The following is a 15,653-nucleotide window of genomic DNA, read 5'->3' on the forward strand; positions in this document are numbered from 1 at the left end:
TAGAGTTATTTGCATTTCTCTATTTTATCAAAATTCAACCTGCTTTTTTTTAGCATACTTTTTGATACACCACCAAATAGTAAAAATAAGCCTCAAGTTTGCACTGTACAAAAAATAGACGTATGCTGAGTCAAAAGGGACTATTCAAATGAATCTTGATCCTATAACCATAAAAATAAAATTAGTCACATGAGATCATCAACCATGCTGAAATTACTGCTCTTGTTATGTGTTTTATTCATGTTGAATGCTGCCTGGATCGTAGGCAGAAAGATCTATAAAGCTCAGCGCCATCTGGCGCGTCAGCGTCTAGAAAAACCGGCACAGATTTCCAGCATGACAGAGCAAGAGATCATCGAACAAGAGCAGCAAGTACATCTGGTGGATGCTTATGAACTGGAACTGTTTGACGATGTGGCACAGCTATTCTTTCAACGGCAGGTACATATTGAGAATCGGGCACAGGCCGAACAGTTACAGCAAGAACTATTACAAAAAATGCCGATGCACAGTGGCACCCAGATTCGTCAGATGGATTTAGGCGAATGGTCTATTTTCTGGAATTTTTATGATCAGTCACTGGAATATTATGTCGGTCGCTATGGCGTATTCTATGCGCATGTTGACCGTTTTGGAGAAGAGCATCGTCAGGAAATCCGCAGCGATCTTTTGCATTCTGACTGTGCTTAGACAGAACTTTCAGTCATTCTCTACGACTGAAGATTTCAGGTTACGTACTTAAGCCATTGTAATTCAGAAAAGGTATCTCATGCCTTAGCTCAGATTTTTTCTGCCTCTTGGCAGAATAGCCCATATAATTTATCTCCTTTAAGCCATAATCTTGCGCTAGAAAAACCTCAAGACTCGTGAGTCCTATTCTTGAAATAGTCATTTAAAATGTACGAAGTCTGGCGAGCAATGATCCGGACTAAAAAGGCAGGAGCGCTATGATCATTGATTTTCATCAAGCACAATTACAGAAGTTTATTGCACTGGCGATGAAGATCGAAGCTGAGCCTGAACTGTATTTGCAGTTTGATTCGGTCTCGGATTTTTATAAGGTTGACTGGTTGCAGGATTTTCCGGTTGGTACAGAATACTATATTTCCGGTCTAGATGATGGTGCCGATGAGTTTCATGCCGTGATTTATTATGGCGAAGCGCAGCTACAGATCAGCTGTGGACAGGCACAGCTTTCAGTAAAACTATGTTGCAAACATTGACCGGGCTGCCGGAATTTCCCGATAAAAGAATAATGACATCCGCTATAAAGTTGATATAAATTGCAGAGTCATCTCTGTATCTGATTTTTATTCGCATCAGCCGAGAGTGGCATAGGCGAATATCGTAATAAAAATAAGGAAAAAATGGCATGGCACATCAGTTCACCGTGAAAGCAATTATCAATGGCGTGTCTATTGATGAATTTAAGCGTTTGGCCAATGATATTCGTTTGCATGAGGCAGTTTGCCATCGAATTCCTGCGCAAAACTTGGAAATCCTGGTTTCGGAAAAGCAGGGGCATATGTATACCCTGAAACGCGCTTATAATCTGGATGTTAATATTCCGGATATCGCAAAAAAATTACTCAAAGATGCATTCCGTTTGCAGCGTACCGATGTCAGTGATCTGAATGAAATGACTTCGACGGTACAACTCGGTGCGAACTTGCCGATCGAGGCCATCTGTCAGCGTGCAGTCACTGGAGATGAAGACCAGATCCAGTTCCAGTTAAACTGGACAGTCAAAGTCAAAGTGCCTTTGCTGGGTGGCATGCTAGAAAAGCATGCTGAAGGTGAGATTCGTAAATTTAGTGAAATTGAACTCAGCATCGTCGAAGATGAATTGCGTAAAGGTCTCACCGCTTGAAGCAATCAAATACTGTGATTGACCTAATTTAAAAACTGGTCAGGTTAGACGCAGGGTAGTGGTAGCTGATTGGGCGGTAGATCGCTATTTTCAGGGTACTGCCACTATCCAAAAAACTTTTTAAGTGCTGATAAAGTTTGCCGTTACATTAATGCTGATGGCCAGAATGGTGGTATTGAATCCGTAAGCCAAAAGCAAATGTAGGGTATTTAAAACCCGCATGGATTGGCAAGTAATGGATACATCTGCAGTTTGCGCAGAAGTCCCGATGATATAACTAAAATATAGAAAGTCTGGATAAGTCGGTCTGGTGGTATTTGGAAAATCCAGTCCGCCTTGTTGCTGTTTGTCGAGCGCCAAATAAAAGTCATGCGCATAATGAATTGCAAAAATCGTATGCATCAAGAACCAGGCTGAAATAATGGTCAGAACTGACAAGATTAAATGGCCGGTTCGGATGGTAGTGTCTTTGGGTAAATGATTAATTTCAATAATAATCGCTATAAAACACATGATCAGGGTGATGATCACCAGAAACAGAATGATCCATTTGCTGGCATCCTGTTGCATGGCGCGTTGCAGAATATGAGCATGATCAATACGCCAGAGTTTTTTTATGGTCAATAATAAATAAGCGTAAATCGCGATATTCCAGCTGATCAAGAGGCAGCTTGACCAGCTCAAAGGGGTGACTGTCTGTAAAACCAGATAAAATCCAATGATGGCTGGGAAAATAATAAAGAAATACAGACGGGATTGAAGTGCCGTTTTTATAGATTGAAGAAGCTGCATCATGCCATTTATATTTGTTTTGCTGACTTCTCAAGATCCTAGCACAGAACCGTTTGCAATAAAGAAGATTGCACCGGCCTGAGTATCAGCCTCAGTTATTTCCTCTACGACATTTCTTCCTAAAGGTGTCGAACTAATTTGACTGCGCGGATCGCGCAGCAGGCGTGATCCTCTCGATAAATTTTTTTTTGAACCGATGTTTAAACGGATTGAGCGGGTTGTTGGATTGCAGTGCCATAAGCAAAGACTTCCACCATGCCACCTTGCATACCGAGTTCAGTGGTGCTGAGCCGAATACCCATAATCTGAGTCGCCCCGATTTTTTCGGCTTCCAGTTTTAAACGTACAATCGCTTCACGTCGTGCGCGTTCTACTACACTTTCATAGCTGGTCAGACGGCCACCCAGCATATTCTGTACATTGGCAATCGCATATTTAAAATAATCATGGGAAATGACCACATTGCTGCTGATCATCTGTCCGGAATATTCAGACACAACGAAGCGGCTATTGTTCACCCGGATATAGGCCAGACGTTGTTCCTGTTCATCCAGATAACGAAAATGTTTACCTTCGTTATAACGTCCAAAACCGAAACCAACACTAAACAGAATGGCAAAAATGATGATCTGGAGAATTAAACCATCCATGCTTTAATCTGCCTGCGGAAAAGGGTCGGGCAATTTCGGCATGATCGGATCAACGACTACGGCTGTCCCATAAACAAAGAGTTCAGAAGCACCTTGGGCGATATTAGAGGTCGAGAAACGAATGCCGACAATCGCATTGGCACCCATACTACGGGCTTTTTCAATCATGCGGTTCATGGCTTCCTGACGGGATTCTTCCAGCAGTTCGGTATAGGCGGTAAGCTCACCACCGACAATATTTTTCAGGCCGGCCAGTAAGTCACGTCCGACATGTTTGCTGCGTACGGTACTGCCATACACCACATCAATTTGCTGGCGAATGGTATGACCCGGTACAGATTCCAGATTGCTAAGTAACATGTGCATGTTTTCTAAATAAATTGCTGGTCTATGACAATAGGAAAACTGCCTTGAAAATGCAATAAAAAAAAGCCCACCGAAGTGAGCTTTTCTTGATCTGTCTAGAATTTATTGCGCTGGCTGTTCTGCCGCACGGCGCTGTTCAGACACAGACGGGGTATTCGGCAAGGTATCCGTCGTGTTGACTTTCAAGCCGCCCCCCAGGGTTTTGTAGACTTCAACCTGATTGTTCAGATTGGCCTGTTCAAGCAATAACAAACCTTGTTCTGCTGCATAAGACGCACGCTGTGCATCCAGTACAGTCAGATAGCTGTCAATTCCGGCGCGGAAACGTGCCTGAGACAAGCGATAGGTGGTGTTGGTTGCTTCGACCAGACGGCGCTGAGCTGCCAGACGGTCACCAATATTCTGACGTACCGCCAAGGCATCATTCACTTCACGGAAAGCAGTCTGAATCGACTTTTCGTAATCTGACAAGGCAATTTGCTGATCGGTTTCAGAAATACGGATATTGGCCTGACGGGTACCCCAATCAAAAATTGGAATATCCAGACTTGGACCAAATGACCAGGCAAAACTACCTGATTTAAACAGGTCGCCTAAATCAGTAGAGGCATAACCTGCTGAACCAGTCAGACTAATCGTCGGGAACAGACGTGCACGTGCTGCGGCAATATTGGCACCCGCCGCAGACAGACGATACTCTGCTGCACGGACATCTGGACGGTTAATTAATAGATCACTTGGCAAGCCTGAACCCAATGCAGTATTTGAAGTGATGCGGGTTACGCGTTGTGCTGGTAATAAATTCGCAGGCACTTGCTGACCGACCAGCAGGTTTAACAGGTTTTGTGCCTGTGCTACCTGAGTGCGGTAATTCGCAACATCATTACGTGCTGTTTCAACCGAGATTTGCGCCTGACGCACTGGAAGCTCGCTGTCGATCCCGACATCAAAACGTTTCTTGTTCAGATTGAAAGATTCAAGCTGAGCTTTTAGTGTTTGTTCAGCCAAAGCCAGATTGGCATTGGCAAACGAATAGCTGAGCCAAGCCTGAGACACCTGACCAATCAAGGCAATTTGCGTCGCATCTCGCGCACTTTGGGTCGCCAGGAAACTATCCAGTGCATTGTCACGCAAGCTGCGGACACGTCCCCAAAAATCTAGTTCATACGCAGTTACACCCAGTCCGACATTATAAGTCGTCACTGCACCACGATTCTGGGAATTCATGGTGTCCTGGCGCAATACGCTACCACTGGCACCAATCGTCGGTAACTGGTTGTTTTCAGTAATCTGATACTGTTGCTGAGCTCGTTGAATATTGAGGGCAGCAATACGCAAATCACGGTTATTGTTTAATGCCAGATCCAGCACCTGTAACAGGCGCTGATCGGCAAAAAAGTTTTTATAACCCTGTTCTGCTACAGAAGTACCAGACGCATTGGTATAGCTGCTCGGGATATCTGCCTGCGCAACCGGCTCTGGACTGCGCATGCTTTGACAGGCCGTCAAAGCAAGCGCAAGGGCAGATACCGCAATGCTACGACCTGTAATAGACCATACATTTTGCATTACGACTTATACTCCTGATTTTGTTGTTTTGGTTTGTATTTAAAGACACTTCGAATCCACACGTAGAATACCGGGATAAAGAAGATACCTAACAAGGTCGAGCTGATCACGCCGCCGAGTACACCATAACCGACTGAATGCTGGCTACCTGCACCTGCACCTGAAGCCAGAGCAAGCGGTAATACACCAAAACCAAAGGCCAACGTGGTCATGATAATTGGACGTAAACGCATTTTTGCCGCATGCAAGGTTGCTTCAAATAACTCTTCACCTTGTTCCTGCAATTCTTTCGCAAACTCGACAATCAAGATCGCATTTTTCGCAGAAAGACCAATCACGGCAATAATCGCCACCTGGAAGTAAATGTTATTCGACAGGTTCGGATTTTGCAGTAATACCATTCCACCAAAGGTGAGTAATAATGCACCGACAATACCCAATGGGACCACCAGTAGAACCGAGAATGGAATCGACCAGCTTTCATATAGGGCTGCCAGACACAGGAAGACGATCAGCAGTGACAAGGCATACAGGAACGGCGCCTGTGCACCAGATTCACGCTCTTCTAAAGACAGACCTGTCCATTCGAAGTCGAAACCTTGCAAGCCCATTTCTGGTAACTTCGCTACAATTTCTTCCATGGCCACCATTGCATCACCCGAGCTGATACCCGGAGCAGGTGTACCCTGAATGTTCATGGACGATACGCCGTTATAACGCTCAAGACGTGGAGAACCGTAGGTCCATTCGCCTGTGGCAAACGCCGAGAATGGCACCATTTCACCGCGATTATTACGCACATACCATTGGTCCAGATCTTCCGGCATCATACGCGAGCCAGCTTCACCCTGAACATAGACTTTCTTGACACGACCGCGATCAATGAAGTCATTGATATACGAACCGCCCCAAGCAATACCCATGGTACTGTTAATTTCAGCAACACTCACGCCCAATGCACCGGCTTGTGCATGATCGACAATGACACGGTACTGTGGATTATCTTCCTGACCATTCGGACGTACACCAGCCAGACGCGAGTCTTGTGCTGCTAGACCGAGGATGGTATTACGTGCTGCCAGGAGCTGGTCATGACTTTGACCACTTGCAGCTTTGAGCTGTAAGTTAAAGCCAGCCGACACACCCAGTTCAGGCATTGCAGGTAATTGCAGTGGCATGATGTAAGACGCATCTTTGACAATCATGTTCAGCGCCATACCACGTTGAATAATGGCACCGACTTGAGCTTCCGGACTGTTACGCTCTGACCAGTCTTTCAGTTTAATAAATGCCAGACCTGCGTTTTGTCCCACACCCGTGAAGGAGAAACCTGCCACACTAAACACGGACTCGACATGCTCTTTCTCGTTTTCCAAGAAATAGTTGGTCATGGTGCTGACCACTTTGTCGGTACGTTCCAAGGTTGCATTTGGCGGTAACTGAACCAGCGTCATGACCACGCCCTGGTCTTCATCCGGTAAGAACGAAGAAGGCAGTTTCTGGAATAACAGCACAATAATACCCAGTACCACGGCATACACCACGCCTGAGAAAATCTTGCTATGAGTCATACGGTTGACGCCGCCCTGATATTTCACAGAAACCTTGTCAAAACTGCTATTAAACCAGCGGAAGAAACGCGCAAATATACCATTACTTTGCGGCTTGTTCGGATCATGCTGTTTCAGCAGGGTCGCACATAGGGCAGGGGTAAAGGTTAATGCCACTATCAGCGACAAGACCATTGCTGTGACCAGCGTAATCGAGAACTGACGATAAATAACCCCGGTGGTTCCACCGAAGAAAGCCATTGGAACGAATACTGCCGATAGCACCGAGGTAATACCAATCAGTGCACCAGAAATCTGTTTCATCGACTTTTCAGTTGCAGAAACCGGATCCAGATGCTCTTCCACCATGACCCGTTCGACGTTCTCGACCACAACAATCGCGTCATCGACCAGAAGACCAATCGCCAGTACCATGGCAAACATGGTTAGGGTATTAATCGAGAAGCCGAAGACATTAATCACGGCAAAGGTACCCAATACCACGACTGGAACTGCCATGGTTGGAATAATGGTAGCACGCCAGTTCTGCAGGAACAGGAACATGACCAGGAACACCAGAATAATTGCTTCGATTAGCGTTTTAACTACACTCTTGATTGACAGTTCAATAAATGGCGTGGTGTCAAAAGCCAGTTGGTCGACCATGCCTTGCGGATAGTTCGGACGTAACTGCTCTAAGCGTTCTTCTACTGCTTGGGCTGTATCAAGCGCATTAGCACCAGTGGCAAGTTTAATTGCCACACCACCAGCTGGTTTACCGTTAAACTTCGAATCAAACTGATAATTATCTGCACCAAGTTCAACCCGTGCAACATCACCCAGACGGACTTGCGCGCCCGAAGTGGTGTTTTTCAGGAAGATATTGCTGAACTGTTCTGGAGTTTGCAGCAGGCTTTGTGCAGTGACAGTCGCATTCAGGACTTGTCCTTCAACAGCGGGTGCACCACCGAGTTGACCCACAGCGACCTGAGCATTCTGGGTACGGATGGCAGTCGCAATATCACTTGGCGTGACTTGCAGGCTCGCCATTTTGGCTGGATCAAGCCAGATTCGCATAGCATAAGAACCACCAAAGACCTGAACTTCACCCACCCCAGCCACACGGCTTAAAGGTTCAGAAATGTTCGAATTTACATAGTCTTTGATATCATCGGCGGTCATGCTGCCATCAGGTGAATAGAAAGCCAATACCTGCAGGAAGCTGGCGCCTGATTTGGTAACACGCACACCCTGACGCTGTACATCTTCAGGCAGCAGGGCAGTCGCAGACTGTAATTTGTTCTGGACCTGAACCTGTGCGATATCAGGATCGACACCTTGTTCAAAGTTCAAGGAAATAGACGAAGAACCGTTACCCGCACTGTTAGATGAGATATAACGCAGTCCATCCAGACCATTCATTTGCTGCTCGATGATCTGGGTTACAGTATTTTCGACCGTTTCAGCAGATGCACCTGGATAAGTCGCAGAAATCGTGACTGTAGGCGGTGCAATGGTTGGATACTGGGCAATCGGCATTTTGGTCAGGGTCAAAATACCCGCCAGCATAATCACCAATGCAATCACCCAGGCAAAGATAGGACGATGAATAAAGAATTGAGCCATAAACCTTACTCCTTATGCTTTAGCAGCAGGTTTTTGTTCAGATTGTTCTTTTGCATCATCCGCTTTTTGCGCTGCACCTGGTTGTTGGGCAGCAGGTTGTGCAGCACCCTGTGGTGCAGCAGCTTGAGGCTGGTAAGGTTTAGCCACGACCTGTTGTTCCGGTTTTACTTTCGCAATACCATCTACAATCACTTTATCGCCTGGATTCAGACCTTCAGTCACAATCCAGTTGCTGCCTTGAGAACCAACGGTAGTCACTGGACGTGGCGTCACTTTATTGTCAGCACCGACCAGCATCGCCATTGCCTGACCTGTTGGGGTACGAGTCAAAGCTGCTTGCGGAATCAGGAAAGCATTCGGTACTTCACCCTGTACGATTTGCGCAGTGGCAAACATACCTGGAAGAAGCAGATGATTTTTGTTCGGGAATACCGCACGTAAAGTCACGGTACCTGTTTCCGGGTTCACGCTAGCATCAGAGAATGCAAGACGGCCTTCAACCGGGTAGATACTGCCATCTTCAAGCTTTAACTTGACTTTGGTATTGTTAGAGCTGTTCAAGCTGCCTTGATTAAGCTGTTGACGTAAACGTAAAAGCTCGGCACTTGACTGGTTGATATCTACATAGATGGGATCTAGACGCTGAATCGTTACCAATGGCTCTGGCTGATTCGCTGTTACCAAAGCACCCGCCGTCACAGACGAACGGTTGGTCTGGCCTGAAATCGGCGCGCGTACAGTCGAATAGCCCAAGTTGATTTCTGCATTACGCAAAGTTGCGCGATTGGCATTCAAATCAGCTTCAGCCAGTTTGACCTGTGCCGCGATGTCATCATATTCCTGTTTGGAAATGGCATTGGTACCGACCAGTTGACGGTAACGGCCTTCCTTCACACGCAATACGCCCAGATTGGCTTCAGCACGGGCAATCGCTGCACGGGCATTGTCTACTGTAGTGCGGTTGGTGCTTGAATCGATTTCATATAAGGCCTGACCTTCACGCACATAGCTGCCTTCCGTGAACAAGCGTTTAAGCACCACGCCACTGGCTTGTGGACGTACGTCTGAAATTTCAAATGCTGTTGTACGACCTGAGAGCTCTACAGACTGCTCTACACTTTGCGGTTGTGCAACAAGAACACCGACTTCAGTCGGTGGCATTTGTTGTTGAGCACCAGCTTGCTGGCCCTCTTTAGGATCTTTGCTACAACCAACAAGTGCAAGACTTGTTGCCATTGCGCAAGCAGTCAGGGCAGGTGCCCAAAGCTTTGCAGACATCATTATTCCACCTCTAATTAGATTTATATCTAAATTTTCTTATTTGTGAGCCGCGCAATATCTGATCCAGACCATATACCACAACGAAATCCAAATAAAACTGATACTCCAGCCGGATATGACATCTGAAGGAAAATGTACACCCAGATAAACTCTTGAGATCCCCATCATCAACATCCATACCACTGCACCAATCACAGTGAGGGTATAACGGGAATGTTGCCGATGGATGTAAATTGCCAGACACGCCAGACAGGCCGCATATAGACTATGGGCACTTGGAAAGGAACTTCCAAAGCTTTCAACCAGATGCAAGGATTCTGGTGGTCGGGGTCGGGCAATTGCAAATTTCAACAGCCAAGCTAGGAGAATTCCTCCGATAATTCCGATACATATAAAAATTGCGTTTGTATACTTTTTATACCACAGCAATGCAATACACCATAGCGTGGATAAAAATAATACAAATGGCATGCCACCTATTAAGGATAAGGACTGAGTAATTTGATTCCAAAACTCGGTGCGATACAGACTCATCCATTCCACAGCTTGCAAGTCGAGCTCGTTTAAAGCGGGAATATTCAGGATGAACACACTGAAAATTAAAAATAAAATACCGACAAAAAGTAACAAGTAATGCATGCCAAAAATCCTTGTCCTTTTAACCGTTCGCAGATCGGTCAATTGTCTGACCAAAGTGTACTTGTCAGTACACTTTTTTTCAAGTGTGCGTATTTTATGCGAATTCCATTTTTTTCGTAAGGAATTTGTTGCTAAATATAGTGTAATTATCTCAGTTTTGAGTTTTTGTCGATGTATGATTTTCGTCAATTTCAATGCTTTGCTTGGGTGGCCAGAAGAAATCACTAGGTCGGGTCAGGAAGTGCGTCATGACCAGTTTTGCCAAAGGTTTCCACTGTTCAAAACGCACCCGGCGTGCGCGTAAGGCTACAATAATCGTCAGAGTGAAACTGACAAACAAGTTGGTCAGGCCAATGAGTAACACACCCAGAAAAGACACTACGATCAAGCCGATATCGGGACCATTGATCGTAATTAGACCCTGAATAAAGTTGGCAGAGGCAAAGGCGATATGGCGAATATCCAGTGGCAGACCGAGAATAAAACCAAGGGTACCCATACTGCCGAGCATGATCCCGAAAATAAAATTACCCGCCAGTGCACCCAGATTGCGTTCGATATAATCAGCAAAACGGTAAAGACGTTCTTGCCCCATCAGCTGAGATAACCGCACATGGGCTTTCAGGCGCGGACCAACTTTGCGGTAAACGGCCATATTGTCAAAATAACCGGCCAATAATCCGGACAGGAACAGACATACCCCGGCAATCGCTGCATGCGGAATTGCCAACGAAGTAAACGGATTCAGGTCATGCAGGGTTTTGGCAGCCTTGGCATGATTCATTAAAGGTTCATGCAGCGCAAAATCCCACAGCAGGGTAATCAATGCTGCTACTGGAATCGCAATCGAAATATTGCCCAGAATGGCGACAAACTGGGTGCGGATGATATTTACAATCAGCGCAGCCAGCTCGGCAATCTGAGCCATTTTCGAGCCTTTACGCTGCTGTACGGTAGCAGCCAGTGCGGCAGCAGTCATCGCCGGCTGTTTGGTTGCCACGGTAAAATGCAGCACATGAATTAGCATAAAGCCTAGCGAATAGTTCATGCTATAGCTAAAGGCCTGCATCAAAGGGGCCATGGTGAGGCGTGTCATCAGAACTTTTAAGGTGGCCATTGTTGCGATGATGGCACCAGCCCCTGCAGCCGATTTATACATGGCCAGAAAGCCTTGCTTGTCGGTACTCACATAATGTTCACCAGTCTTGCTGGCATTTTCAGTTACCTGTAAAGCTAAAAGTTCACTATTGGTAGCCAGCAGGGCCCGCACACTGCGTTCACTATAAATTGCTTCAGTAATGTCCGCCATAAACAGGCCAATGGATTGATAACGCAGATCATCGTCATCCATCACCATATTCAGCAGAATCTCAACCCGTTCCAGACACTGTTCTAGCAGTGCCAGCATATAGGTCAGGCTGACACTGACGCCAGTCCGCTTGGTAGAACGGCGAATCTTGGCCACGACATCATGACATTGTTCCAGCATCACCAGCGCTTGTGAGGCATCCGGTGGGGTAATCGAATCGACCAGGGTGACTGTGTTATAACGTTTTTTATATTCCTGAATAAACTCGTTAATCTCACGATTCTGCACCAGAAAAGGAGATTCGTATTCCATCAGTTCAGGCTGGGCATTAATAAATTCAGGGTGCAGACCAATACCACTGATCCGGTACGACAAAATGGTCAGTGCCTTGATTAGCTGGTCTTTAATCCGGGTTTTTTCAGGTTGATTGGAATGTCCCTGATTCAGGACTGCAAATAAACGTTGCCAGTCATCTTCATCAAAATAGTCTAGCCAGTATTTATCAGTACGTTGATAAAAAACCTTGCGAAATAATTCCTGAAGTTGTTGATGGTCAGGAATCAGCGGCAAGACATGTGCACCAAGGCGCTGGTTTAGCTGGTTCCAGAATCCATCTAGAGACAAAATGCCGGTATCGGAAAACAGACCGGTCTGTTTATAGCGGTTAATGATCCGCAGGGTAAAGGTTTGAAGCGTGGCAACCGCATTCGGGGTGAGTAATAAAGCCCGGATAAATGCATTGAATTTCGCTTCGATCTCTTCGGTATTTCTGCTGTCTTCAGGTCTGATTCTTTCAACCAGTTCAATCAGAAGATTTTCATCCAGCACCGCCCGAGGTTGTTCAAGCTGGTGTTGCATGTTTTGAAAAAGATCTAGAAAATTAATATGCATAGGCGAGTTTAAAAGTTACTGAATTCGGTGTAGGGCCAGTTTGGCCAGATTAATCAGGGCCTGACGATATTCGGAGTCAGGTAATGCCTGTAAGGCATCAATTGCAATTTCAGTTTCTTCTGTAGCACGTTGACGGCAATAATCCAGCGCACCAGATTCATTGACAATTTGAATGACCTGTTCCAGATGTTCCGTACCGCCAGTCGCAATACTGCGACGGATGATTTCATGTTGCTCACCGGTGGTGTTTTTCAGTGCCGCAATCAATGGCAGGGTCGGTTTACCTTCCATCAGATCATCACCAATATTTTTGCCGAGCGTGTCCGCATCGGAGGTGTAATCTAAAATGTCATCAATAATCTGGAAAGCATTGCCGAAATGTCCGGCAAAGGTTTTTAAAGGCTGACGGAATTCATCTTTATCCGACAAAATGGCAGCACCTTCGGTGGCCAGTTCAAACAGGCGCGAAGTTTTGCCATGAATAATATTCAAATAAGTCGCTTCAGTGGTTTCCGGTTGATGCTGGGATTGTAGTTGCAGCACTTCACCTTCAGCAATTTCACAGGTACCGGTCGAAAAATCTTTGAGCAACACCATGTTGTTCAGATCGACCAGCAAATCAAAAGCACGTGAAATCAGAAAGTCACCGACTAAAACCGCAGTCTGGTTATTCCAGGTCGCATTGGCCGTCGGGCGGCCACGGCGCAGGCCAGACTCATCCACCACATCATCATGCACCAGTGTTGCGGTATGCAGCATCTCAATGATTGCAGCCAGTTTGCGGTGCGGTTCTAAATTTTCAGCACCACACGCCTTGGCGGCCAAAAGGCACATAATCGGGCGCATACGTTTGCCACCCGCTTCTACCACATGTTTGCTGACAGCCATCACTAATGCAACTTTTGAGGTAATTCCTTCATTAATGAATGTGTCCATCGCAGCAAAGTCGTTAGCAACAGGCGCGAGAATGTCTTGCTTAAAGTCGATGGTCATGTGAAAGAAAACCTCTAGTCTGGTAAATCGCTGGGCGTAGTTTAACAATTTATAACATGAGTGAAACCTAAGAAATGCATAAACTCCACTAAAAATCAGCTTTTTATAGATCTTATGTAGATTCGATCCATATTTTGAGCCATAAAAAATCAGGAAAGGTCAGGGGCGTGGCCCTATTCGTCAGGCTGAGTATATTAATCAAACTGGCCGGATTTCTGCTGTATTATTTTGTTGCTGAATATATCTTGAGTATTTGATTTGATAGAAATTATTTAATAGTTAAATAATTAGCGCATCCTGCTCATTATTATTTCAGTAAAATGGCTTGTTGTTTTTTTGAATATCCCTTAAAATCCTCGCCCTTAGATATCCCCCCAGTGGCGTACGTCTTAAGTTCGATATATTCCTTTATCGGCACGACGGCACGGGCTTGTTTGGAGTACATTATGTACGCAGTAATCCAAAGCGGTGGTAAACAGCACCGTGTAGTTGAGGGTGAAACCCTTAAAGTAGAATTATTGAAAGCTGAAACTGGCGCGACTATTACGTTTGATGACGTATTGATGCTTGTTAACGGTGAAAGCATTCAAATCGGTGCTCCAGTTGTTGCTGGTGCTACTGTAACTGCTGAAGTAGTTAGCCATGGTCGTCACGACAAAATCCGCATCATCAAAATGCGTCGTCGTAAACACTACCGTAAACAACAAGGTCACCGTCAATGGTTCACTGAGTTGAAAATTACAGCTATTTCAGGCTAATTACGAGGAGTAAATAGACATGGCAACTAAAAAAGCCGGTGGTTCGACTAAGAACGGTCGTGATTCGAATCCTAAGATGTTAGGTGTTAAAGTTTACGGTGGTCAAACTGTAACTGCAGGTAACATCATCGTTCGTCAACGTGGTACTGAATTCCACGCTGGTCAAAACGTTGGTATGGGTCGTGACCATACATTATTTGCTACTGCTGATGGCGTAGTAAAATTCGAAGTGAAAGGTCAATTCGGCCGTCGCTACGTATCTGTTGACGCGTAATTCGCTGAGATAGAAAAAAGCCCACAGTTATTGTGGGTTTTTTTATGCCTGAAAATTAATAGGCAGATTAAGCGACATTCCATAATGTAAAAATTGTCCTGAAATCTTCATAATGATGAACAAAAAAACCGGTTTCGAATTAATAACAATACAAAAGTTCTTATTTTCTATCATTTTAGCTTTTAATTTTCGTTTAAGATGAGCTATCAAATAAATTGCGATCACGCAAAATATAAAGGTGAAATTATGAATATGCTTCGTAAAACCGTCTGTGCTATGGCTCTGGGTGCAGTGACTTTAGCACCGGTGATGAGTACAACCGTGTTTGCTGCACCTGTGGCAGCTTCGGAGCAACAGGCAACAGCCAGTCTGGTCAAACAGCTCAATCATGTGCGTAGCATGACGGCAAATTTCGAACAAAGCACCAAGGTAACCAACCCGAGAGCGACCCAGAAAAAAGGTTTGACTGCACAACATATGAATCAAACCTTTAAAGGCGTGATGAAAGTCGCGCGTCCGGGTAAATTCTATTGGGAAACGACTGCACCGTCGAAGCAAGTCATTGCAACCACGGGTAAAACCGTCTGGATTTATGATCCGGACTTGCAGCAAGCCGTTCGTCAAAGCTTAGATGAGCAGGTTGCCAATACACCGGCGTTATTGCTGTCAGGAAACACCAGCCAGATTATGCAGTCTTACCGGGTGACTCAGCCAAATAAAGGCAAAACCTATTACACGCTATATCCTAAAAATACCGATGGTGTGTTTGAAAGCCTGACCATTAGCTTTGGCGCGAACAAAGCACCAAGCTTGATGATCTTGCAGGATTCATTGGGACAAACCACCCATATCAAATTTAGCAATGTAAAAGTAAATAGCAGTATTCCAGCCTCTACCTTTAACTTTACTCCACCAAAAGGTACGGACATTATTGATCAATAAGCATCAATATGAACCAACTAAAAAAGCAACCTTTCGAGGTTGCTTTTTTATTGCCGATCATCAGGATTTTTTTGAGCAGGCTACAAGGTTCAGCTATATCTAAACAGGAGAGCATCTTAGAATAAATAAAAGTCGAGTCAATG

At 45.3% G+C, this 15,653-nt stretch carries 15 protein-coding genes; 6 read left to right on the forward strand and 9 right to left on the reverse strand.

Translation table 11 applies throughout. The features are described from left to right. Positions 1-204: 204 nt before the first annotated feature. From PV763_RS10965 to PV763_RS10975, 3 genes are all read left to right on the forward strand, one after another. A complete protein-coding gene (locus PV763_RS10965) occupies positions 205-690 on the forward strand; it encodes a hypothetical protein (protein WP_420937836.1) in 486 nt (161 codons plus the stop codon). 257 nt (positions 691-947) lie between these two features. Continuing rightward, a complete protein-coding gene (locus PV763_RS10970) occupies positions 948-1,223 on the forward strand; it encodes a hypothetical protein (protein ID WP_195725699.1) in 276 nt (91 codons plus the stop codon). Positions 1,224-1,372: 149 nt separating this feature from the next. After that, positions 1,373-1,870: a DUF2505 family protein gene (locus PV763_RS10975; RefSeq protein ID WP_004280652.1), complete on the forward strand. Its 498-nt coding sequence runs from the start codon at positions 1,373-1,375 to the stop codon at positions 1,868-1,870. Between the two features lie 120 nt (positions 1,871-1,990). Here the strand turns inward: PV763_RS10975 and PV763_RS10980 are convergent, their stop codons facing one another. From PV763_RS10980 to sdsA, 9 genes are all read right to left on the reverse strand, one after another. Next, a complete protein-coding gene (locus PV763_RS10980; protein WP_138743321.1) occupies positions 1,991-2,665 on the reverse strand; it encodes a DUF1345 domain-containing protein in 675 nt (224 codons plus the stop codon). Between the two features lie 197 nt (positions 2,666-2,862). Continuing rightward, a complete protein-coding gene (locus tag PV763_RS10985) occupies positions 2,863-3,312 on the reverse strand; it encodes a YbjQ family protein (RefSeq protein WP_004731922.1) in 450 nt (149 codons plus the stop codon). A gap of 3 nt (positions 3,313-3,315) precedes the next feature. Next, on the reverse strand, positions 3,316-3,672 hold the full coding sequence (locus PV763_RS10990; RefSeq protein ID WP_005104015.1) for a YbjQ family protein: 357 nt from the start codon (positions 3,670-3,672) through the stop codon (positions 3,316-3,318). Positions 3,673-3,780: 108 nt separating this feature from the next. Next, the gene (adeK, locus tag PV763_RS10995) at positions 3,781-5,247 is read right to left on the reverse strand and encodes a multidrug efflux RND transporter AdeIJK outer membrane channel subunit AdeK (protein WP_004280647.1); all 1,467 of its coding nucleotides are present in this window, start codon (positions 5,245-5,247) and stop codon (positions 3,781-3,783) included. Continuing rightward, complete coding sequence (locus PV763_RS11000; protein WP_311203737.1) at positions 5,247-8,423, reverse strand: efflux RND transporter permease subunit; 3,177 nt, start codon at positions 8,421-8,423, stop codon at positions 5,247-5,249. The genes adeK and PV763_RS11000 overlap by 1 nt, the downstream gene beginning before the upstream one ends. A 12-nt stretch (positions 8,424-8,435) precedes the next feature. Then, the gene (locus PV763_RS11005) at positions 8,436-9,704 is read right to left on the reverse strand and encodes an efflux RND transporter periplasmic adaptor subunit (RefSeq protein ID WP_004814853.1); all 1,269 of its coding nucleotides are present in this window, start codon (positions 9,702-9,704) and stop codon (positions 8,436-8,438) included. Positions 9,705-9,740: 36 nt separating this feature from the next. After that, complete coding sequence (locus tag PV763_RS11010; RefSeq protein WP_219308715.1) at positions 9,741-10,343, reverse strand: phosphatase PAP2 family protein; 603 nt, start codon at positions 10,341-10,343, stop codon at positions 9,741-9,743. A 151-nt stretch (positions 10,344-10,494) separates the two neighbouring features. Continuing rightward, a complete protein-coding gene (locus PV763_RS11015) occupies positions 10,495-12,543 on the reverse strand; it encodes a site-specific recombinase (RefSeq protein WP_253099835.1) in 2,049 nt (682 codons plus the stop codon). Between the two features lie 15 nt (positions 12,544-12,558). Beyond that, on the reverse strand, positions 12,559-13,536 hold the full coding sequence (sdsA, locus tag PV763_RS11020) for an All-trans-nonaprenyl-diphosphate synthase (protein WP_004280641.1): 978 nt from the start codon (positions 13,534-13,536) through the stop codon (positions 12,559-12,561). Between the two features lie 446 nt (positions 13,537-13,982). On the opposite strand from sdsA, the gene rplU reads away from it, so the two are divergent. From rplU to lolA, 3 genes are all read left to right on the forward strand, one after another. After that, on the forward strand, positions 13,983-14,294 hold the full coding sequence (gene rplU, locus PV763_RS11025; protein ID WP_004280640.1) for a 50S ribosomal protein L21: 312 nt from the start codon (positions 13,983-13,985) through the stop codon (positions 14,292-14,294). 19 nt (positions 14,295-14,313) lie between these two features. Then, positions 14,314-14,568 carry a 50S ribosomal protein L27 gene (gene rpmA, locus PV763_RS11030; RefSeq protein ID WP_004280639.1) on the forward strand — a complete coding sequence of 85 codons (255 nt, stop codon included), beginning with the start codon at positions 14,314-14,316 and terminating at the stop codon, positions 14,566-14,568. A gap of 246 nt (positions 14,569-14,814) precedes the next feature. Further along, positions 14,815-15,510, forward strand: a complete 696-nt coding sequence (lolA, locus tag PV763_RS11035; RefSeq protein ID WP_420937837.1) for an outer membrane lipoprotein chaperone LolA — start codon at positions 14,815-14,817, stop codon at positions 15,508-15,510. The last annotated feature ends 143 nt before the right edge of the window (positions 15,511-15,653 follow it).

Source organism: Acinetobacter sp. AS5 (assembly GCF_048957595.1).
Classification (GTDB): domain Bacteria; phylum Pseudomonadota; class Gammaproteobacteria; order Pseudomonadales; family Moraxellaceae; genus Acinetobacter.